Genomic DNA, 18,582 nt, shown 5'->3' on the forward strand with positions numbered 1-18,582 from the left:
GTTATTTCAAATTTATTGCTGACGGACGCTGATGCGGGCGAAAGCCTTCTTGCCGGCCTGACATACATAGGTACGCCCGATCTCGAACAGGAAGCCGCGATCGACCACCTCGCCATCCACCTTGACGCTACCCGCCGCCAGCAGGTCGCGAGCGGCTGCCGCGTTCTTCACCAGTCCAGCCTTGTTGAGGACGGCAGCGACCGGCAGCGCCGCATCGGTTTCCAGCTCGACTTCCGGCAGGTCTTCCGGCAGCTCGCCATCCTTCATGCGGTTGCCCGCGGATCGGTGGGCGGTCTGGGCGGCTTCTTCCCCGTGGAAGCGGGCCACGATCTCTTCGGCCAGCTTGATCTTGATGTCGCGGGGATTGGCGCCCTGCGCAACATCGCTGCGGAACTGGGCGATCTCTTCCAGGCTGCGGAAGCTGAGCAGCTCGAAGTAGCGCCACATGAGGGTGTCGGGAATGGACACCAGCTTGTTGTACATGACGCCGGGCGCTTCCTGGATGCCGACGTAGTTGCCCAGGGACTTGGACATCTTCTTCACGCCGTCCAGACCTTCGAGCAGCGGCATGGTGAGGATGCACTGGGCTTCCTGGCCATAGGCGCGCTGGAGTTCGCGGCCCATGAGCAGGTTGAATTTCTGGTCGGTACCGCCCAGCTCGACATCGGCGCGCAGGGCGACGGAGTCATAGCCCTGGACCAGGGGATAGAGGAACTCGTGGATGGCGATGGGCTGGTTGCCGGCGTAGCGCTTGCTGAAGTCGTCGCGCTCGAGCATGCGCGCCACGGTGTACTGGGAAGAGAGGCGAATGAAGTCGGCCGGCGACAGCTGATCCATCCAGGTGGCATTGAAGGCCACTTCGGTACGGGCCGGATCGAGGATCTTGAACACCTGGGCCTTGTAGGTCTCGGCATTCTCCAGCACCTGCTCGCGGGTCAGCGGCGGGCGGGTGGCGCTCTTGCCACTGGGGTCGCCGATCATGCCGGTGAAGTCGCCGATCAGGAAGATGACCTGGTGGCCCAGTTCCTGGAACTGGCGCAGCTTGTTGATCAGCACGGTGTGGCCAAGGTGCAGATCCGGAGCGGTCGGATCGAAGCCTGCCTTGATGCGCAGCGGGGTGCCACGCTCCAGTTTTGTTACAAGCTCTGACTCGACAAGCAGCTCATCTGCTCCACGCTTGATGACCGCCAGCTGCTCCTGGACCGTTTTCATGGGGGCTTCGCCTCTGAATTTCGAAAGCGTGAACCTTATCAAGATGCCCCTAGTAGCCGCCAGCCGGCACGTCGGATCACCACCCCAAAGGGTTGTGACAGCCAGATTTTGATTATATTTTAGGCAGTTATTCACTTCTTTTAACGTCAGATCATCACTTTAGCTAAATGACGAAGCCAATCCCCAAAAGTCCGTTCTACCCCAAAAGCCACCTCGTGGCCGCCAGCGGGGTGGCCGCACTCTTGAGTCTGGCCTTGCTCGTGTTTCCCTCTCAGCAGGTCGAGGCGAAACGCACTTCCATCAATCTGGATGTTGAACAGGACGCCCGGCGCGTCGTGCAGGGTCAGGATGACCTGAAGGAGCAAGTGCTCGCAGATACTCAAGCCGCGGACACCCAGTCCCCCTCCCCCTTTGCCCAGGTCGCCCCTGAGCAGACGGAAGCTCAGACCGCCGAGGAAGCGCCTGCCGAAGAGGAAGTTGCCGCCACCGAGAGCGTCGAGCCGCAGTGGAAGACCGAAACCGTGCGCAAGGGCGACACCCTCTCGACCCTGTTCGAGCGGGCTGGCCTTGCCGCTGCCGTGGTGCACGAGGTGCTGGCCAGCAGCAAGGAAGCCAAGAAGCTGACCCGCCTGCGGGTGGGCCAGAAGATCGAGTTCCAGCGTGATCACTCAGGTGACCTGCTGGCGGTGCGCACCAAGCTCACCGCGCTGCAGACTCTGTCGCTGGTCAAGTCCGACCAGGGCTATGAGGTCGAGCACAAGACCGTTACCCCGGACATCCGCAAGGCCTATGCCCAGGGTCGGATCAGCAGTTCGCTGTTCGCCTCGGCGCAGAAGGCCGGACTGTCCCATGACATGACCATGGCGCTGGCCACCATCTTCGGCTACGACATCGACTTCGCGCTGGACATCCAGGAAGGCGACGAATTCGAAGTGGTCTACGAGGACAAGGTGGTCAACGGCAAGCACGTCGGCTACGGCAACATCCTGGCCGCCCGCTTCGTCAACAAGGGCAAGGCCTACACGGCCGTGCGCTACACCGCCAAGAACGGCACCACCAACTACTACACGGCGGAAGGCGGCAGCATGCGCAAGGCCTTCATCCGTACCCCGGTGGAGTTCTCGCGGATCAGCTCGCGCTTCACCATGGGCCGTTTCCACCCGGTGCTGAACAAGATGCGCGCGCACAAGGGCGTCGACTATGCCGCGCCCACCGGTACGCCGATCCATGCCACCGGCGACGGCAAGATCGCCAAGTCCGGTCGCGAGAATGGCTACGGCAACGTGGTGATGATCCAGCACGGCAAGACCTACACCACCGTCTATGGCCACATGAGCCGGATCGCCAAGGGCATGCAGGCCGGCGCCTCGGTGAAACAGGGCCAGGTGATCGGCTATGTGGGCATGACGGGCCTGGCGACCGGTCCGCACCTGCACTATGAATTCCGCATCAATGGCAACCACGTCGATCCGCTCGGGGTGAAACTGCCGATGGCCGATCCCATCGCCAAGAACGAGATCTCGCGCTTCCTGGCCCAGAGCCAGCCGCTCATGGCCCGCATGGACCAGGAGCGGGCGTCGCTGCTCGCGATGAACAAGCGCTGAGATGGAGCGCTACCTGGGGGTGATGTCAGGCACCAGTCTGGATGGACTGGATATCGCCCTGATCGAGCAGGATGAGCGGACCCGTTTCGTCGCTGCCCTGGGCGTGCCCATGCCGGACGCGCTCCGCCGCGAGCTGCTGGCGCTGTGCGCGCCCGGCGACAACGAGATCGAGCGCATCGCCCGGGCCGAACAGGCCTGGGTCGGGCTGGCTGCCCAGGGTATCGCCGAACTGCTGGCGCAGCAGGGACTGACGGCCGCGGATATCCGCGCCGTGGGTAGCCATGGCCAGACCATCCGCCATCTGCCGGCGCAGGGCTACACCCTGCAGATCGGCGATGCCGCCCTGCTGGCCGAACTGACCGGCATCGATGTCATCGCCGACTTTCGCCGCCGCGACCTGGCCGCCGGTGGCCAGGGCGCGCCCCTGGTCCCGGCCTTCCATGCCGATCTCTTCGGCCTGGACCGCCCGCGCGCGGTGCTCAATATCGGCGGCTTCAGCAATGTGACCCTGCTGGCGCCGGGTCTGCCGGTACGAGGCTTCGATTGCGGACCGGGCAATGTGCTGCTGGATGCCTGGATCCACCACAGCCAGGGGCGGCTCTTCGACGCCGATGGCGCCTGGGCCGCGCAGGGACAGGTCGTGCCGGCGCTGCTGCAGGGGCTGCTGAGCGATCCCTTCTTCGTGAAAAGCGGACCGAAGAGCACCGGGCGCGAGCATTTCAACCTGCCCTGGCTGCAAGCGCATCTCGCCCAGCATGAGGCGCTGGCTCCGGCCGATGTTCAGGCCACCCTGGCCGAATTGAGCGCCCGCAGCATCGCCGACAGCATCCTGGCAGCCCAGGTGGTGGACGAGGTGCTGGTCTGTGGCGGGGGGGCGCACAACCGGGATCTGATGGCGCGTCTGGCGCGGCTACTGGCGCCGGCCAAGGTGCAGAGCACCGCAGCCTATGACGTCTCGCCGGACTGGATGGAAGCCATGGCCTTTGCCTGGCTGGCCCAGCGCTTCTGCGAGCGCCTGCCCGGCAACTGCCCGGAAGTCACCGGCGCCCGCGGCCTCCGCGTCCTGGGTGCGCTCTATCCGCACTAGGCCAGAGGCTGTGCAAGGTCAGATGGAGAAGGACTGACCGCAGCCGCAGGTGGTGGCGGCGTTGGGGTTCTTGATGACGAAGCGCGAACCTTCCAGGCCTTCCTGGTAATCCACCTCGGCGCCGGCCAGGTACTGGAAGCTCATGGGATCCACCACCAGGTGCACGCCATCGCGCTCGATGACGGTGTCGTCGTCGGCGGAATCTTCATCGAAGGTGAAGCCGTACTGGAAGCCCGAGCAGCCGCCACCCGTGACGAAGACGCGCAGCTTCAGGCGGGGATTGCCCTCTTCCTCGATCAGGTTCTTCACCTTGCTGGCCGCGCCCAGGGTGAACTGCAGGGGGGTCGGGGTGAAGGTTTCAATGGTCATTGCCGTAGTCTCCCGGCTTGCGCCGAACACAATTCAGTCAGGAAATTATCCGCTTGCCCGAGCAAAAGGGTCAACTATTGCACGACCACGGGAGCCTGGCCGAGATGACCGGAGTGAATGACTTGCCGGCAGCGCCACTCTAATATCGCGCCGCCTGATGACGCCGATTGATAAGGAGAACGCCCCGATGCTCTATCTTTGGTTGAAAGCCTTCCACCTGATTGCCCTGGTCTGCTGGTTCGCCGGCCTGTTCTATCTGCCGCGCCTGTTCGTCTATCACGCCCAGAGCAGCGACGCCGTGAGCCATGAGCGCTTCTGCCTGATGGAGCGCAAGCTGTACCGCGGCATCATGCTGCCGGCGATGATCCTGACGCTGGTGTTCGGCATCGGCCTGCTGGTGATCAACCCGAGCTGGCTGACCCAGGGCTGGATGCACACCAAGCTGGCGCTGGTGGTGGTGCTGATCGGCTATCACCATGTCTGCGGGGCCATGCGCAAGAGATTCGAGCGCGGCGAAAACAAGCGCAGCCATGTGTTCTATCGCTGGTTCAACGAGGTACCGGTTCTGGTGCTTATCGCCATCGTCATTCTGGTGGTGGTCAAACCCTACTAGGTGCGCGGTAGATCCGCCGGCGACCGGCGTTTTCCTGGAGAAAGCAGTATGCAGCGTTATGCCCTGGTAACCGGTGCCTCGTGCGGGATCGGCCTGGCCCTGGCCGAGGCCCTGGCGCGGCGGGGTCAGCCGCTGATCCTGCTGGCGCGGCGCAAGGACAAGCTGGAGAGCATCGCCGCCGAACTGGCCCAGCGCTTCGACGTGGAGGTGCTGTACCGGGTCTGCGATCTGGCGGAGCCGCTGCACCTGACCGGTCTGCTGCACGAACTGGAGCAGAGCGAGAGAGCCATCGGCCTGCTGGTCAATTGCGCCGGGATCGGCAGCGGCGGGGATTTTCTCGCCGCCGACTGGCCGCGGGTGCAGGAGCAGCTGGAGCTGAACATCCTGGCGCTCACCCGCCTGTGCCATGCCCTGGGCCAGCACATGGCGATCCAGGGGGGCGGCCAGATCCTCAACGTCGCCTCGACCGCGGCCTTCCAGCCCATTCCCTACATGAGCAGCTATGCGGCGACCAAGGCCTATGTGCTGCACTTCTCCGAGGGCCTGCGCGAGGAACTCAAGAAGCGGGGGGTGTCGGTATCGGTGCTCTGCCCCGGCCCGACCCGTACCGCCTTCTTCAAGAACGCCGGGCTGCACACCGGGCGCATGGAGCAGGGCAAGCTGCTGATGTCCGCCGAAGAGGTGGCCCTGGCCGCGGTGCACGGACTGGAAAGACGCCAGGCGGTGATAGTCCCGGGCTGGCGCAATCGCCTGGGCAGTCTGCTGCCCCGCTTCTTCCCCCGCGCCCTGGTGCGTTCGGCCGCGGTGCGGATCGGCAAACTCTTTCAACCCGCGTAAGGGTGATCCCGCCGGCGGCACCTGACCCCGGGCGGCAGCCGCTGGTACACTCGGGGTCTATTCAGCCAGCAGGAGATCGACGTGGATTGTCTGTTCTGCAAGATCGTCGCCGGGGACATTCCGGCCAAGGTGCTCTACGAGGACGATCAGGTCATGGCCTTCCATGACATCGCCCCGCAGGCGCCCGTGCACTTCCTGGTCATTCCCAAGAAGCACATCGCGACCCTGCACGACCTCAGCGAGGCCGATGACAAGCAGCTCGCCGGCCATATCCTCTTCACCGCCCAGCGCCTGGCGAAGGAACAGGGTTGCGAGGAAGGCTTCCGCGTGGCGATGAATTGCAACGCCCTGGGTGGCCAGACGGTCTATCACATCCATATGCATGTGCTGGGCAAGCGGCAGATGACCTGGCCTCCGGGCTGAGCCACGTTCTGTCCTCCCTTCGCCCGCCAAGGAGATCACCTTGAGATCCAAGCGCCTCTACTCCCCCCTCGATCGACTGCTTATCCAGGCGGATACCGCCTTGCGTACCCTGACGCCCTTCAGTGGCGCTCCCACCCGCAGCTCGCCGGCCATTCCGCTCAAGGACGCCGAACTGAGCGACGAGGAACGCCGTCACGCGGCCGGCCTCATGCGCATCAACCACACCGGCGAGGTCTGCGCCCAGGCGCTGTACCAGGGTCAGGCGCTGACCGCCAAACTGCCGGAAGTGCGCGAAGAAATGGAAAAGGCGGCCGACGAAGAGATCGATCACCTGGCCTGGTGCGAGCAGCGCATCCGCGCCCTGGGTGAGCGTCCAAGCCTGCTCAATCCCCTCTTCTATGGCCTGTCCTTCGGGATCGGCGCCGGTGCCGGCCTGATCAGCGATCGCCTGAGCCTGGGCTTCGTCGCCGCTACCGAGGATCAGGTCTGCCGCCATCTGGACGAGCACCTGGACAAGCTGCCGGCGGCCGACGCCAAGTCCCGCGCGGTGCTGGAACAGATGCGCAGCGATGAAGAACAGCACGCCGAACATGCCCTGGCGGCCGGTGGCTGGCGCTTCCCCGCGCCGGTCAAATACGGCATGAGCCTGGTGTCCAAGGTGATGACCAAGACCACCTACCGTATCTGACCTGCAGTTGGCGCCCACGAAAAAGCCCTGCCTTGGCAGGGCTTTTTGCTGTTCGGACGACTAGATGTCGAAGAAGACCGTTTCCTGCGGGCCCTGCAGATGGATGTCGAAGCGATAGGCCAGGCGGCCATCGATCTCGCAGCGACGCGCCAGCAGGGTGGGCCGGCGCTCCGGCTCCGGCAGGTTGTAGACCGGGCAGCGGGCGTTGGCTTCGGCTTCATCGTCGAAGTAGAGGCGGGTCTGCAGGTGGATGTTGATGCCGCGGGCGAACAGGCTGACGTTGATGTGCGGCGCCATGGGCTGGCCGCGCTGATCGGCGACCTGGCCGGGCTTGACGGTGTGCAGCGTCCAGTCGCCGGCATCGAAGGTGGTGGCGGTGCGACCGAAGCCGTTGAAGGCCTTTTCCACGTCGTAGACCGGATCGTAGTGGCCCTGGTGATCGGCCTGCCAGAACTCCAGGAAGGAATCGCGCACCAGGTTGCCGTTGCCGTCGAACACCTGGCCGGTGAGCAGGATGTGCTCGCCCGGCGCGCCGGGCTTGGCCAGCTGGTTCCAGATCTCGACCTCGCGGGTGGGGTTGCCGGCGGCGGCCAGGGCCAGGCCGATGTGCACATAGGGACCGGCGGTCTGGGAGGGGGTTTCCGGCAGCAGGGCGTGGCTGTTGGGGGTCATGTCGGCGTCCTCAGTGGTGTTCGAAGAACGTCTGCCGCGCGCCGCGGGTGACGATGTCGAAGCGATAGGCCAGGCAGTCCATGGGATTGGCCATGCTCATGTCCAGGCGGGCGATCAAGGTCTGGACGGCATCGGGATCGGCGATGGACTTGACGATGGGGCACAGCGGGATCAGCGGATCGCCCTCGAAATAGAGCTGGGTGATCAGCCGGGTGGCGATGGCCGGCCCCATGACCGAGACGTGGATGTGCGCCGGGCGCCAGTCGTTGCTGCCGTTGCGCCAGGGATAGGGACCCGGGCGGACGGTACGGAAGACATAGTTGCCCTGGCTGTCGGTACGGGTGCGGCCGACGCCGCCGAAGTTGGGATCGAGCGGTGCCAGGTAGACGTCATTCTTGTGCCGATAGCGACCGCCGGCGTTGGCCTGCCAGATCTCCACCAGGGAATTGGGCACCGGCTTGCCGAATTGATCACGCAGGATGCCGAACAGGATGATGCGTTCGCCCTGGGGCAACTGGCCGGTGCCGAAGTTGAGCAGCAGGTCGTTGTCGTGCGGTCCCAGCGGCAGCCGCGAGAAGTCCGAGCCACTGCGCTCGGAAGCCGTCTGGTGCTGCAGGCTGACCAGCGCCTGGCGCGGCGAGCGGGGAATCGAGGATTTGTAGGCGGGCGTATAGGCCTGGGGATGCCAGGTGCGATCACGGGCGACGTAGCGAACGTCGTGGGGCTTGTTATGCATTGGAATGCTCCACGGAAGGATCGGGGCCAAGAGCTAGCTGATCCCAGTGTGGCCCAGGGCGCCGCCTGGCTGAATTGAAAGCTGCGCCCTTCCCCATAACCTAATGGTTAAGTGTCAACTCGCCGGCCACCTCGCGCAGGACGTCGCAGAATCTCTGGGTTGCCAACGACAGGGGCACGCTGCCATTGCGGCAGATGCCGACCGAACCCCCGGCTTCGCGCACGCCAAGCTCCACCTCCACCAGTTCGCCGCTGGCCAGGTCGCGGCGTACCGCATCCAGCGGGGCAATCCACAGGGCCTCGCTCTGGCGGACGTACTGGCGGCTGAGGGTCGGCGATAGGGTTTCCAGCCGCTGGGGACTGAGAGGAATGCCGCACTGGACGAAGAGACTCTCGGCGTGACGGCGAATGGTGGTCCCGGGCAAGGGCAGCACCAGGGGATAGCGCGCCAGGGTCGCCAGGTCCGCCGGCAGCGCCTGGCTCAACGGATGTCCCGGGCGCACCACCAGGGTCAGGGCCTCGGTATAGAGGTGTTCGAAGTCGAGGCCATGGATGTCCGGGCTGTCGGTCATGCGGCCGACCACCAGATCCAGGTCGCCGACGCGCAATTGTCCGAGCAGATAGGCGCTGGGACCGGTGGCGACGTTGACGATCAGCTGGCGATGACGGTCATGCAGGCGCATCAGGACCTCGGGCAGCACCTGGCTTTCGACCGTCGACAGGACCCCGACCCGCACCAGGCCGCCGGCCTCGCCACCACGCACCAGTTGCATGCCCTCGCGCAGGGCCTGGACGCAGGGACCGGCGTGGCGCAGGAACAGCAGGCCCGCCTCGGTCAGGGTCACCTCGCCCTTGCCGCGCTCGAACAGGCGCACCTCGAGGATTTCCTCGAGTTCGCGGATGGTCTTGGAGATGGCCGGCTGGGACACGGCGATGGCATCGGCGGCCTTGGCGAAGCTGCGCTGCTGGGCGATCTCCAGAAAGCACAGCAGGTGGCGAAACTTGATACGGTTGTCGAGATTCATGACGCTCTCAAGGCAAGGCACGGGCCAGAGACTACCACCCGGCGGTCACGGAAAACCCTTGGAGTCAGCAGGGGCATCCTTTGCTACAGTGCCGCCTTGTCTTCCGAGATCTCTCCATGTCGATCCGTGCCCAGCAGAAGCTGCAAACGCGCCAGGCGCTGCTGGAATCGGCACGCCTGCTGATGAACAGCGGCCGCGGCTTCGGCAGCCTGAGCCTGCGCGAGGTGAGTCGCCAGGCCGGGATCGTGCCGGCGGGTTTCTATCGCCACTTCGCCGACATGGAGAGCTTTGGCCTGGCGCTGGTGGCCGAGGTGGGCGACACCTTTCGCGACGCCCTGCGCCAGGTGCGTCATCACGAATTGCAGCAGCGCGGCATGATCGAGGCCTCGGTGGAGATCTTTCTCGGCGCCGTGAGCGACAACCGTGATCAATTCCTCTTTCTCGCCCGCGAGCAATACGGCGGCTCCCTGGCCGTGCGCCAGGCCATCGCCGAGTTGCGCCAGCGCATCACCCAGGACCTGGCCCGTGACCTGCTCGCCCTGGGTCGGCTGCCGCACCTGAATCCGTCGCAGATCGATGTGCTGGCCGACCTGGTGGTGAAGACGGTGTTCGCCACCCTGCCGGAGTTGATCGATCCGCCACCCCTGACCACACCGCCGCCGCTGTGGCCGGCGGCGAAGATGGTGCAGCAACTCAAGCTGATTCTGATCGGCAGCAAGCATTGGCGGCGCGGCGAGCGCGCAAACGCACCAAAAGAGGGCGTTGCTCTGCTAGCCGATGCAATGGCGCACCAAATAAGAGCGACCTGAACACCAGGTCAACTCATGGCGCCCCAGAACCAGGCGACTTGCGCGCCTTGGCAGGCACCTTGCTGTAGAGCTGGGCAAAACTGCCAAGAGTCCTGCCATGCTGGTCGTCCAAAGCCGCTGCGCGCCCCGGGATACCTGGGACGCCGAACTCCACCTCACCTACGACGCCCGCAGCAAGAGTCGCCTGAGAGCCACCACCAGCGCTGGCGAAGACGTCGGCCTGTTTCTCGAACGCGGCCAACCGCCGCTGGCCGATGGCGACTGCCTCGAAGCCCGCGATGGCCGCATCGTGCGGGTCGTCGCCCGCCCGGAAAAGCTGCTGCACGTGACCTGCGCCAGCGCCTTCGAACTGACCCGCGCCGCCTATCACCTGGGCAATCGCCACGTCGCCCTGCAGATCGGCGACGGTTGGCTACGGCTGCTGGACGACTATGTGCTCAAGGCCATGCTGGAGCAGCTCGGCGCCCGGGTCAGCGAGATCGAGGCCGGCTTCCAGCCCGAGCACGGTGCCTACGGCGGCGGTCACCATCACTCGCACCATGGCGAGGAAGGCTTCAACTACGCCCCCAAACTGCACCACTTCGGCGTGCGCACGTGAATTCGCCCTTCGCGCTGCTGCGCCTGGCCAGTCCCCAGTTGCCGATTGGCGGCTACAGCTATTCCCAGGGACTGGAACTGGCCATCGACAGCGGCCTGATCCGCAGCGCGGCGGAGGCCGAGGTCTGGCTGCGCGACAATCTCGAACTCAATCTGGCGCGCTTCGAAGCGCCGCTGCTGCTGGCCCATTGCCAAGCCGCCGCGGCGGGCGACTGGACGCGCCTGAGCGAACTAGCCGAGCACCATCGCGCCAGTCGCGAAACCGCGGAATTCCAGCTGGAAAGTCGCCAGACCGGCTATTCCCTGGCGCAACTGCTGCTCGGTCTGCCGGAGTTGGACGACAGTAGCCGCCGCCTGCTCGGCGAACTGGCTCCGACCTTCGCCCTCGGTTGGGCGCTGGCCGCTCGCGCCTGGGCGATCGCACCGCGAGCGGCGCTGGAAGCCTGGCTGTGGACCTGGCTGGAAAATCAGCTGGCGGTGCTGATGAAAACCCTGCCGCTGGGCCAGCAAGCGGCCCAGCGCCTCACCTCCCTTCTGCTGCCGACCCTGACCGCCGTGGCCGAGCAGGCCGCTGCCCTGCCCGAAGCGCACTGGGGCGGCGCCCCCTTCGGCCTGGCCCTCAGCAGCATGGCCCATGAGCGGCAGTACAGCCGCCTGTTCCGTTCCTAGGAGATCCCCTGATGACTACTCAACCCCTGCGCGTCGGTATCGGCGGACCGGTCGGTTCCGGCAAGACCGCCCTCACCCTGGCCCTCTGCCGCGCCCTGCGCGAGCGCTACAACCTGGCGGTGGTGACCAACGACATCTACACCCGCGAAGACGCCGATTTCCTGGTGCGCAACGAGGCCCTGGCGCCCGAGCGTATCCTTGGTGTGGAGACCGGGGGCTGTCCGCACACCGCCATCCGCGAAGACGCCTCCATCAACCTGGAAGCGGTGGACCAGCTCAACCGCCGCTTTCCCGGCCTGGACCTGATCCTGGTGGAATCCGGCGGCGACAACCTGTCCGCCACCTTCAGCCCGGAGCTGTCCGATCTGACCCTTTACGTCATCGACGTCTCGGCCGGTGACAAGCTGCCGCGCAAGGGTGGCCCCGGCATCTGCAAGTCGGATCTGCTGGTGATCAACAAGATCGACCTGGCCGAGCAGGTCGGTGCCTCCCTGGAGGTGATGGATCGCGACACTCGCAAGATGCGCGGCGACAAGCCCTTCGTCTTCAGCAACCAGAAGACCGGTCTGGGACTGGAAGAGATCATCGCCTTCATCGAGAAGCAGGGTCTGCTGACCGCCGCCTGAGTCCAGGAAACCATCCCAAGGAGCCTCCATGAAACACGCCAAGATCCTCGCCACCGCCGCCCTGCTGCTCGCCCCGGCCCTGGCCTTCGCCCATCCGGGTCATGCCGAGAACGGCCTGGCCGCCGGGGTGCTGCACCCCCTGACCGGTCTCGACCACCTGCTGGCCATGCTTGCCGTGGGGCTCTGGGCCGCGCAGCAGCAGGGCAAGGCGCGCCTGGCGCTGCCCTGCACCTTTGTCGGCACCATGCTGATCGGCGGCCTGCTGGGCTTCGCCGGGCTGGAGCTGCCCTTGCTGGAGACCGGCATCGCTGCCTCGGTGCTGGCCCTGGGTCTGCTGGTGGCCCTGGCCGCTCGTCCGCCGGTGGCCGCCGCCGTCGGCCTGACCGCCGCCTTCGCCCTGTTCCACGGCGTGGCCCATGGTCTGGAATTGCCGGAAATGGGCAATCCCTGGGCCTATGCCGCCGGTTTCGTCGCCGCCACCGCCACCCTGCATGCTCTGGGCTATGCCGTGGTGCGCTACCTGCCCCAGGCGGCCACGCCGCTGGTGCGACTCGCCGGCGTCGCCACGGCCGTGGCCGGGGGCTGGCTGCTCGCCGCCTGATCCGTCAGGCGATCCCCAGCTGCTGGCGCAGTCGCGCCAGCACACCCTCTTCCGCCACCGCCGGCAGTTGCGCGGTATAGCCGCCAAAGCCGGCGAAGCGTGTGGCGAAATCCACCTCGAGCACGAATCTGTTGTCGAACTGCGGCGACGCCAGGGGTGCCAGCACCTCGGCCGTATAGGTGTCGCGCGGATCGTTGCCCAGCCGCACCGGCAGGTCGCCACTCTGCTGGCGATAGGCGACCCAGGGCGAATAGGTGAAGGCCTCCAGTCGGCCCCGCGCCAGGTCCAGTTCCAATAGGCGCAGCAGGCCGTTGCCGCCGGCGTATTCGGTCTGGTAGTTGATCAGCAGGAGATCCACCGGATGGCCCAGGTCATTGGTCATCCGCAGGTGCCCACTGCCGTGATTGTGGCCGTTGAGGGTGAGGAAGATCTGGTCGTTGCGGCGGATCAGCCGATTCCACAACCGTATCCCGGTGTCGTTGCGCCGGGTGGAAAGCACCGGCTGGCCGTTCACCAGGTCGACGATGTTGTGCGAGGCCAGGATGGTCGGCAGATGCGGATAGCGATCCAGCATGCCCTGGGCCCAGTCCAGACTCTGGTCCGAGGGGCACCAATCCAGGGTCAGCAGCAGAAAGCCCTGCCCCAGCGCCGAGAAACTATGGGCCTCGTTGAGACCGGTGACGTCGCGTTCGATGAAGGTGGCCTGGCGCGCCGCCCGCTCACGGCCGAAATACTGGGTGAAGAGTTCGCGACCGTCACGCAGGCGGTCCTCGGTGTAGAGCTCGACGACATCATGGTCGCCGGTCATGACGCTATAGGGCACCCCGGCCTGTTCAAGGCGTGCCATGGCGTGACTGGCCAGGGCCCACTCGCCGCGCTGCTCGGCGTTTTCCACCAGATCGCCCAGGTGCACCACGAAGGGCAGGTTCAGCGCCGCGGCGTTGTGCGCCAGCCAATGGGTCTGGGCATGAAAGGCCAGCGCTGGCGGATAGCCCAGGTGGCCATAGCGCTCCACCCGCCGGCCGTTGGGTTGCATCTCGTGGTTGTTCTCACTGTAGTACTGGGTATCGGGGAGGACGCCGAGCACGAAGCTGCTGCGCGACGGCAGCGGCGCCAGCGGTGCGAAGGCATGCCGCTCGAACCAGTGGGCGCGGTGTTCCGGCAGGCCGTAGCGCTGGGTCGGCTTGCAGGCGGCCAGCAGCGGCAGACCGGCCAGCGCCAGGCACAGCCGGCGACGTTTGAAATCGGGCGAATCGGTCATCACAGCGGCCTCAGGGCAGGTAGTAGGCCTGCCAGCGATTGTCGTTGAAGCGCCCTTCCAGCACCGGCTGGCGGCTGGCCAGCGGCGTGCCGGCCAGGGCCGCCTGGCTGTCGGCATCGAGCAGCACATAGGCGGGTCGGGTGACCTGGGCGAGCTGCCCTGCCTGGCCGATATCGATGAAGGTCGGCAGGGGCACGTCGTAGTCGAGATTCATCAGGTAGCGGAAGGCCTTGGTGTCCTGGCCCAGGCCAAAGAACACCAGTTGCCCCGGTTCACCCTGGCGCAGGCTTTCCAGGCGGGTGACGAAGGCGCGGGTGTCGTAGCGCAGCGCCTGCATCGGATCCAGCGCCAGCACCACCAGCAGCCATTGCGCCAGGGCCGCCGCGGCCAGGGGCATGCCCAGGCGGAAGGCCCCGCGCTCGCGCCAGGCGGCCACCAGGGCGAACAGCGCCAGGATGGCGAAGGCACCCAGCAGGAAGCGCAGGTCCAGCTCGGGCCACCAGCCGGCGGCCTGCAGCCGGGGTTGCTGCAGCTTGACCAGCACCCCGAGCACCAGCGGAAAGATCACCAGCAACGGCAGGAACAGCCGCCGTACCCAGGCCAGGGCGCCCTGCCCCTGCAGCAGCACCCAGGCGCCGAGAGCCGCGCAGGCCGGAATGGCCGGCAGGATGTAATAGGGTTTCTTGAAGGTGGGAATCGACAGGGCCACCACGATCAGCGCGGCGAAGCCGGCCAGCTGGAGCAGCAGGCGACTGTCCGCCTGCGCCTGGCGCTGCCGCCAGTGGTGTCTCAGCGTCGGCAGGGCCAGCAGCGCCAGGGGAAAGGCCGGGGCGTAGCGGTAGAGGCCCAGCTGCAGGAAGTACCACCAGGGATAGCCGGCACCGTCGGTGTCGTCCAGCCGTCCGGAGACCTGCATGCGCAGCACGTCCTCGACGAAGAGCGGGCCGCCGGTACGCCAGGCCAGGCCGAACAGCAGGGCGCAGCACAGCGCCAGCACCACGGCGCCGACCAGGCCGTAGCCGAAGCTGCGCCGCCAGTCGCCCTGCACCAGCCAGTAGACGCAGACCACGCCACAGGGCTCGATCAGGCCCAGCGGCCCGCGCACGGCGAAGCCGGCGGCCATGCACAGGAACACCAGGCTGCGCCGCCGGGACAGGCCGCGCTGGTCGGCGCTCCACAGCAGATAGAAGCAGCCTAGCGCCGCCAGGGTGACGAATTGATCGAGGCAGATGGAGCGCGCCTTGGCCAGGAAGCCATTGGTGAGCAGCAGCACCAGCACCGCCAGCAGGCCCCAGGCGCGGGACCGCTCGGCCAGCAGGCGATAGAGCAGCCCGACGATGGCCGCCGAGGCCAGGGCGGTGGGAATCACCGTGGCCAGGCGATTGACCTCGCCGAACAGCTGGGCGAAGACGTCGATCAGCAGGGTGGAGGTGGCGGGATAGTCGGGGTAAGGCTGTCCGTAGCTGGTCGGGAAGGCACTGGCCCCATGGCGAAACATCTCCTGGGCGAAGAGTGCGAAGCGGCCGTCGAAGCCGATGAAGGGCTGCTCCCACAGCCCCAGGGTGAACAGCGGCACCGCCAGCAGACACAGCGCCAGACTTTCGAGGCGCAGGCGCGCCGGACTCGGGATGGACGACACGCGGCAGGACTCCGGCAGGCTGGGAAGGACGGGCTCGCGACCCGGCGCCACTATCGCCGAACAACCTTAGGGATCGCTGAAACCAGGCTGACGGCAGGCTGACAGAAGCCGCAGGACAGAGCGGTTCGGCCGCGAGGCGGTGGCGACTATGCCGCTGCATTGAAAATTTTTCATGACAGCTGCATCCAGGGCGCCGGCTGCCGGGTATAGCCCCTACAGTCCAGTCGACTGTGCCCCTCTCAATCCGGAGCAAGCGCATGAACAACACCTATAGCCGTTGCAGCATCCTGGCCCTCACCGCCCTGCTGAGCACCCCGCTGCTGGCGCAAGGGGAGTTGCCCGAGGCCGTCCGCGTCCCCGCCGGCAACAGCCTGATGCTGGAAACCGCGGGCAAGGGCACCATCGTCTACGAGTGCCGCGACAAGAAGGACATGCCTGGCCAGACCGAGTGGTTCTTTGTCGGTCCCAAGGCCGACCTGCATGATCGCCAGGGCAAGCAGGTGGGTCGCTACTACGGTCCGCCCGCTACCTGGGAAGCCAGCGACGGCTCCAAGGTGGTCGGCAAGCAACTGGCGATCGCCCCCGCCGGCAGCGGCAACCTGCCCTATCAGCTGGTGGAGGCCGCGCCCGCCGAAGGCAAGGGCGCCTTCCAGGGCACCACCTACATCCAGCGCACCGCGCTCAAGGGTGGCGTGGCGCCGGCCAAGGCCTGCACCTCGGCCAACAAGGGCGAACGGCAGACCGTGAATTACCAGGCGGATTATCTGTTCTGGAAGAAGGGCTAAGGTCCAGGGGACAGCCAGGAGCGGATCGGCTAGGCTCGGCTGATCCGGTCGCCACCCTGGCGTCCCCAGCCTGGCGCGCCCTCGTGACCGACCGCTCCCCTGATCCAGCCGCCCTGCTCGCCGCCTGTGCCCGGGGCGAGCGCGCCGCCCTGCAGCGGCTCTACCAGAACGAGGCGCCGCTCTTGCTGGGCATCGTCCTGCGCCTGGTGCGCGATCGCGGACTGGCCGAGGACATCCTCCACGACGCCTTTCTGCGCATCTGGCGCGGCGCCGCCGGATTCGCCCCGGAGCGCGGTACGGCCCGCGGCTGGATGTGCAGCATCGCGCGCAACCTGGCGCTCAACGCCTTGCGCGATCGCCAGCGCCTGGTGCCCCTGGCGGACGGGTGGGAACCCCTGGCCGAGTCGGCCGATCCGGCGCGAGAGGCCGACGGCCGTCGGCTGGAGGGCTGCCTGCAGAACCTGGAAGCGCCGCGGCGGGAGGCCATCCTGGCCGCCTACCTGGACGGCTGCTCCCATGGCGAGATCGCCCAGCGCCTGCAGGCACCGCTGGGCACGGTGAAGAGCTGGATCACGCGCGGCCTCAAGGCGCTCAGGGAGTGCATGACATGAACGGCGATACCCCCCTGCCCCCGGACGAAGAGCGCGAACGCCTGGCCGGCGAATACGTGCTCGGTACCCTGGATGCCAGGGAGCGCCGTCGCGTGCAAGGTGCGCTGGCGACGGATGCCCGGCTGGCCGCCGCGGTGGCGCGCTGGGAGGCGCGGCTGCAGCCGCTGGCCGAGCGTGTGCAGCCCGTCGAACCCGGCACGAATCTCTGGCCGCGCATCGAGCGCAGTCTGGGTGAGGCCGACGCCAAGGCCACCACCCGGCGTGAGTCGCTGTGGCACCGCCTGGCACTCTGGCAGGGCCTAAGTGCGGCAGGGCTGGCTGCCAGCCTGGTGCTTGGCGTGCTGTTGCTGATGCGTCCGGTCCCCACGCCAAGCTACCTGGTGGTGCTGGCCGCGCCCAGCGATCGGACGCCCGGCTGGGTGATCCAGACCGCCAGCGCCCACGACCTGCAGCTGATTCCCCTGGGGCGCGACGCCGTGCCGAGCGGCAAGACGCTGCAATTCTGGACCAAGGCCGACGCCTGGCAGGGTCCGGTATCCCTGGGTCTGGTCCAGCCCGGGCGCACCCTGCAGGTGCCTCTGGACCAGCTGCCGCCGCTGGAAGCCAATCAGCTGTTCGAGCTCACCCTGGAAGACCAGGGCGGCTCGCCTACCGGCCGACCCACCGGGCCGATCCAGTTCATCGGCCGGGCGGTCAAGGTGCTCTAGGCCGACGTCTCAGCTCTTGCGGTGGATGTTGAAATTGCTGAACGCCTGACAGGTCGCCATCAGCTGGATGCGGTTGATGTTGACGTGCTTGGGCTGATTCAGCGTCCAATGGATGGATTCGGCGATGTCGTCCGGGGTCAGGGGTTCGGTGCCGGCATAGACGGCATCGGCCTTGGCCTTGTCGCCCCCAAAGCGCACCACCGAGAATTCGCTTTCGGACAGCCCCGGCTCGATGTTGGTCACCCGTACCCCGGTGCCCAGCAGGTCGGATCTCAGGCTCAGGCTGAATTGCTTGAGGAAGGCCTTGGTGGCGCCATAGACATGACTGCCCGGATAGGGATAGTCGCCCGCCACCGAGCCCAGGTTGACGATACCGGCCCCGGCGCCATGGGCGATCAGCCGCGGCAACAGCAGGCGGGTGCAATAGAGCATGCCCTTGATGTTGGTATCGACCATGGTGTCCCAGTCGTCCAGGTCGCAGCTCTGGGCGGGCGTGTTGCCCAGCGCCAGACCGGCGTTATTGACCAGGGCGCGCAACTGGTTGAATTCTTCCGGCAGGCCGGCGACCGCGGCTTCCACGGCGGCGCGATCCTGGACGTCCAGCACCAGCGGCAGCACCTTGGCCTGACCGGACAATTCCTCGGCCAGGGCGTGCAGGCGATCCTCGCGGCGACCGGTGATGACGATCGACCAGCCGTCCTTGGCAAAGCGGCGAGCGGTGGCGGCGCCGAAGCCGGAGGTGGCGCCGGTGATGAAGATCGAAGACATGAAAGATTCCTTCTGCGAGGGAGGTTGGCCGAGGCCCACGATAGCTCAGGGGCATTGGTCAGGCGAATACCCAGATCGCCACAAATCCAGCGGATCAGTTATAACGCCTTGGTATTGCAGGGTTTTCCGCGCACTGGCGAATTTTTGAACAGTTCTCGCCAGGCCAGGCGCCCTGGGCCTCACGCCCGGCTATGCCAAGCTTATCCACAGGACGATCCACGGAATTCCTGTACAGAACTCGGAC

Annotated in this window: 23 protein-coding genes; 14 read left to right on the plus strand and 9 right to left on the minus strand. The window is 66.4% G+C overall.

Going from position 1 to position 18,582, the window contains the following annotated elements; translation table 11 throughout:
- Window positions 1–12: 12 nt before the first annotated feature.
- Both tyrS and DBY63_RS25325 read right to left on the minus strand, forming a co-directional pair.
- The gene (gene tyrS, locus DBY63_RS22070; protein ID WP_077173184.1) at window positions 13–1,212 is read right to left on the minus strand and encodes a tyrosine--tRNA ligase; all 1,200 of its coding nucleotides are present in this window, start codon (window positions 1,210–1,212) and stop codon (window positions 13–15) included.
- 146 nt (window positions 1,213–1,358) lie between these two features.
- On the minus strand, window positions 1,359–1,577 hold the full coding sequence (locus DBY63_RS25325) for a hypothetical protein (protein ID WP_223855403.1): 219 nt from the start codon (window positions 1,575–1,577) through the stop codon (window positions 1,359–1,361).
- On the opposite strand from DBY63_RS25325, the gene DBY63_RS22075 reads away from it, so the two are divergent.
- Window positions 1,473–2,816, plus strand: a complete 1,344-nt coding sequence (locus tag DBY63_RS22075; RefSeq protein ID WP_341461877.1) for a peptidoglycan DD-metalloendopeptidase family protein — start codon at window positions 1,473–1,475, stop codon at window positions 2,814–2,816. The genes DBY63_RS25325 and DBY63_RS22075 overlap by 105 nt on opposite strands.
- Before the next feature lies 1 nt (window position 2,817).
- Complete coding sequence (locus tag DBY63_RS22080) at window positions 2,818–3,903, plus strand: anhydro-N-acetylmuramic acid kinase (RefSeq protein ID WP_077173182.1); 1,086 nt, start codon at window positions 2,818–2,820, stop codon at window positions 3,901–3,903.
- 18 nt (window positions 3,904–3,921) lie between these two features.
- Here DBY63_RS22080 and erpA read toward each other — a convergent pair whose 3' ends face one another.
- The gene (erpA, locus tag DBY63_RS22085) at window positions 3,922–4,272 is read right to left on the minus strand and encodes an iron-sulfur cluster insertion protein ErpA (protein ID WP_007162616.1); all 351 of its coding nucleotides are present in this window, start codon (window positions 4,270–4,272) and stop codon (window positions 3,922–3,924) included.
- Between the two features lie 187 nt (window positions 4,273–4,459).
- Here erpA and hemJ point away from each other — a divergent pair, with 187 nt between their 5' ends.
- From hemJ to coq7, 4 genes are all read left to right on the plus strand, one after another.
- Window positions 4,460–4,885 carry a protoporphyrinogen oxidase HemJ gene (hemJ, locus tag DBY63_RS22090; protein WP_007162617.1) on the plus strand — a complete coding sequence of 142 codons (426 nt, stop codon included), beginning with the start codon at window positions 4,460–4,462 and terminating at the stop codon, window positions 4,883–4,885.
- A 48-nt stretch (window positions 4,886–4,933) separates the two neighbouring features.
- Complete coding sequence (locus DBY63_RS22095; RefSeq protein ID WP_007162618.1) at window positions 4,934–5,722, plus strand: SDR family oxidoreductase; 789 nt, start codon at window positions 4,934–4,936, stop codon at window positions 5,720–5,722.
- Between the two features lie 81 nt (window positions 5,723–5,803).
- Window positions 5,804–6,145, plus strand: a complete 342-nt coding sequence (locus tag DBY63_RS22100; protein ID WP_108582841.1) for a histidine triad nucleotide-binding protein — start codon at window positions 5,804–5,806, stop codon at window positions 6,143–6,145.
- A gap of 40 nt (window positions 6,146–6,185) precedes the next feature.
- A complete protein-coding gene (gene coq7, locus DBY63_RS22105; RefSeq protein ID WP_007162620.1) occupies window positions 6,186–6,833 on the plus strand; it encodes a 2-polyprenyl-3-methyl-6-methoxy-1,4-benzoquinone monooxygenase in 648 nt (215 codons plus the stop codon).
- A gap of 60 nt (window positions 6,834–6,893) precedes the next feature.
- Here the strand turns inward: coq7 and pcaG are convergent, their stop codons facing one another.
- The 3 genes from pcaG to pcaQ form a co-directional block, all read right to left on the minus strand.
- Window positions 6,894–7,505 (minus strand): protocatechuate 3,4-dioxygenase subunit alpha, encoded by a 612-nt coding sequence (gene pcaG, locus DBY63_RS22110; RefSeq protein WP_108582842.1) that lies wholly within the window; start codon window positions 7,503–7,505, stop codon window positions 6,894–6,896.
- 10 nt (window positions 7,506–7,515) lie between these two features.
- Complete coding sequence (gene pcaH, locus DBY63_RS22115; protein ID WP_108582843.1) at window positions 7,516–8,241, minus strand: protocatechuate 3,4-dioxygenase subunit beta; 726 nt, start codon at window positions 8,239–8,241, stop codon at window positions 7,516–7,518.
- Window positions 8,242–8,341: 100 nt separating this feature from the next.
- Window positions 8,342–9,265, minus strand: a complete 924-nt coding sequence (gene pcaQ, locus DBY63_RS22120) for a pca operon transcription factor PcaQ (RefSeq protein ID WP_027599095.1) — start codon at window positions 9,263–9,265, stop codon at window positions 8,342–8,344.
- A gap of 116 nt (window positions 9,266–9,381) precedes the next feature.
- On the opposite strand from pcaQ, the gene DBY63_RS22125 reads away from it, so the two are divergent.
- The 5 genes from DBY63_RS22125 to DBY63_RS22145 all read left to right on the plus strand — a co-directional run bounded on the left by DBY63_RS22125 (window position 9,382) and on the right by DBY63_RS22145 (window position 12,567).
- Window positions 9,382–10,074 carry a TetR family transcriptional regulator gene (locus DBY63_RS22125; protein WP_108582844.1) on the plus strand — a complete coding sequence of 231 codons (693 nt, stop codon included), beginning with the start codon at window positions 9,382–9,384 and terminating at the stop codon, window positions 10,072–10,074.
- Window positions 10,075–10,171: 97 nt separating this feature from the next.
- Window positions 10,172–10,672 (plus strand): urease accessory protein UreE, encoded by a 501-nt coding sequence (ureE, locus tag DBY63_RS22130; protein WP_027599097.1) that lies wholly within the window; start codon window positions 10,172–10,174, stop codon window positions 10,670–10,672.
- Window positions 10,669–11,340 carry an urease accessory UreF family protein gene (locus DBY63_RS22135; protein WP_108582845.1) on the plus strand — a complete coding sequence of 224 codons (672 nt, stop codon included), beginning with the start codon at window positions 10,669–10,671 and terminating at the stop codon, window positions 11,338–11,340. Before ureE ends, DBY63_RS22135 begins: the two co-directional genes overlap by 4 nt.
- An 11-nt stretch (window positions 11,341–11,351) precedes the next feature.
- Window positions 11,352–11,966, plus strand: a complete 615-nt coding sequence (ureG, locus tag DBY63_RS22140) for an urease accessory protein UreG (protein WP_007162627.1) — start codon at window positions 11,352–11,354, stop codon at window positions 11,964–11,966.
- 28 nt (window positions 11,967–11,994) lie between these two features.
- Entirely contained in the window at window positions 11,995–12,567 is a 573-nt protein-coding gene (locus tag DBY63_RS22145) for a HupE/UreJ family protein (RefSeq protein ID WP_007162628.1), read from the plus strand.
- A 4-nt stretch (window positions 12,568–12,571) separates the two neighbouring features.
- On the opposite strand, the gene DBY63_RS22150 is transcribed toward DBY63_RS22145, so the two are convergent.
- Together DBY63_RS22150 and DBY63_RS22155 are read right to left on the minus strand one after the other, a co-directional pair.
- Window positions 12,572–13,828: a metallophosphoesterase gene (locus tag DBY63_RS22150; protein ID WP_027599100.1), complete on the minus strand. Its 1,257-nt coding sequence runs from the start codon at window positions 13,826–13,828 to the stop codon at window positions 12,572–12,574.
- 10 nt (window positions 13,829–13,838) lie between these two features.
- Window positions 13,839–15,467 carry a glycosyltransferase family 39 protein gene (locus tag DBY63_RS22155; RefSeq protein WP_235389942.1) on the minus strand — a complete coding sequence of 543 codons (1,629 nt, stop codon included), beginning with the start codon at window positions 15,465–15,467 and terminating at the stop codon, window positions 13,839–13,841.
- A 257-nt stretch (window positions 15,468–15,724) separates the two neighbouring features.
- Here DBY63_RS22155 and DBY63_RS22160 point away from each other — a divergent pair, with 257 nt between their 5' ends.
- The 3 genes from DBY63_RS22160 (at window position 15,725) to DBY63_RS22170 (ending at window position 17,570) form a co-directional block, all read left to right on the plus strand.
- Window positions 15,725–16,252, plus strand: a complete 528-nt coding sequence (locus DBY63_RS22160) for a DUF3455 domain-containing protein (RefSeq protein WP_108582846.1) — start codon at window positions 15,725–15,727, stop codon at window positions 16,250–16,252.
- A gap of 83 nt (window positions 16,253–16,335) precedes the next feature.
- The gene (locus tag DBY63_RS22165) at window positions 16,336–16,863 is read left to right on the plus strand and encodes a sigma-70 family RNA polymerase sigma factor (RefSeq protein ID WP_077173177.1); all 528 of its coding nucleotides are present in this window, start codon (window positions 16,336–16,338) and stop codon (window positions 16,861–16,863) included.
- Complete coding sequence (locus DBY63_RS22170) at window positions 16,860–17,570, plus strand: anti-sigma factor (RefSeq protein ID WP_042138380.1); 711 nt, start codon at window positions 16,860–16,862, stop codon at window positions 17,568–17,570. The genes DBY63_RS22165 and DBY63_RS22170 overlap by 4 nt, the downstream gene beginning before the upstream one ends.
- A gap of 9 nt (window positions 17,571–17,579) precedes the next feature.
- On the opposite strand, the gene DBY63_RS22175 is transcribed toward DBY63_RS22170, so the two are convergent.
- Window positions 17,580–18,338 carry an SDR family oxidoreductase gene (locus DBY63_RS22175; protein ID WP_027599105.1) on the minus strand — a complete coding sequence of 253 codons (759 nt, stop codon included), beginning with the start codon at window positions 18,336–18,338 and terminating at the stop codon, window positions 17,580–17,582.
- Window positions 18,339–18,582 lie beyond the last annotated feature (244 nt).

Source organism: Pseudomonas sp. RIT411 (assembly GCF_003057735.2).
In the GTDB taxonomy this organism is placed as follows: Bacteria; Pseudomonadota; Gammaproteobacteria; order Pseudomonadales; family Pseudomonadaceae; genus Chryseomonas; species Chryseomonas oryzihabitans.

Coding starts and splice junctions, on each gene's coding strand:
- hemJ (WP_007162617.1), top strand. CDS start 4,460: ATGCTCTATCTTTGGTTGAAAGCCTTCCACCTGATTGCCCTGGTCTGC.
- DBY63_RS22150 (WP_027599100.1), bottom strand. CDS start 13,828: ATGACCGATTCGCCCGATTTCAAACGTCGCCGGCTGTGCCTGGCGCTG.
- pcaQ (WP_027599095.1), bottom strand. CDS start 9,265: ATGAATCTCGACAACCGTATCAAGTTTCGCCACCTGCTGTGCTTTCTG.
- erpA (WP_007162616.1), bottom strand. CDS start 4,272: ATGACCATTGAAACCTTCACCCCGACCCCCCTGCAGTTCACCCTGGGC.
- DBY63_RS22125 (WP_108582844.1), top strand. CDS start 9,382: ATGTCGATCCGTGCCCAGCAGAAGCTGCAAACGCGCCAGGCGCTGCTG.
- pcaH (WP_108582843.1), bottom strand. CDS start 8,241: ATGCATAACAAGCCCCACGACGTTCGCTACGTCGCCCGTGATCGCACC.
- DBY63_RS22160 (WP_108582846.1), top strand. CDS start 15,725: ATGAACAACACCTATAGCCGTTGCAGCATCCTGGCCCTCACCGCCCTG.
- pcaG (WP_108582842.1), bottom strand. CDS start 7,505: ATGACCCCCAACAGCCACGCCCTGCTGCCGGAAACCCCCTCCCAGACC.
- DBY63_RS22175 (WP_027599105.1), bottom strand. CDS start 18,338: ATGTCTTCGATCTTCATCACCGGCGCCACCTCCGGCTTCGGCGCCGCC.
- DBY63_RS22170 (WP_042138380.1), top strand. CDS start 16,860: ATGAACGGCGATACCCCCCTGCCCCCGGACGAAGAGCGCGAACGCCTG.
- DBY63_RS22145 (WP_007162628.1), top strand. CDS start 11,995: ATGAAACACGCCAAGATCCTCGCCACCGCCGCCCTGCTGCTCGCCCCG.
- DBY63_RS22095 (WP_007162618.1), top strand. CDS start 4,934: ATGCAGCGTTATGCCCTGGTAACCGGTGCCTCGTGCGGGATCGGCCTG.
- ureG (WP_007162627.1), top strand. CDS start 11,352: ATGACTACTCAACCCCTGCGCGTCGGTATCGGCGGACCGGTCGGTTCC.
- tyrS (WP_077173184.1), bottom strand. CDS start 1,212: ATGAAAACGGTCCAGGAGCAGCTGGCGGTCATCAAGCGTGGAGCAGAT.
- ureE (WP_027599097.1), top strand. CDS start 10,172: ATGCTGGTCGTCCAAAGCCGCTGCGCGCCCCGGGATACCTGGGACGCC.
- DBY63_RS22080 (WP_077173182.1), top strand. CDS start 2,818: ATGGAGCGCTACCTGGGGGTGATGTCAGGCACCAGTCTGGATGGACTG.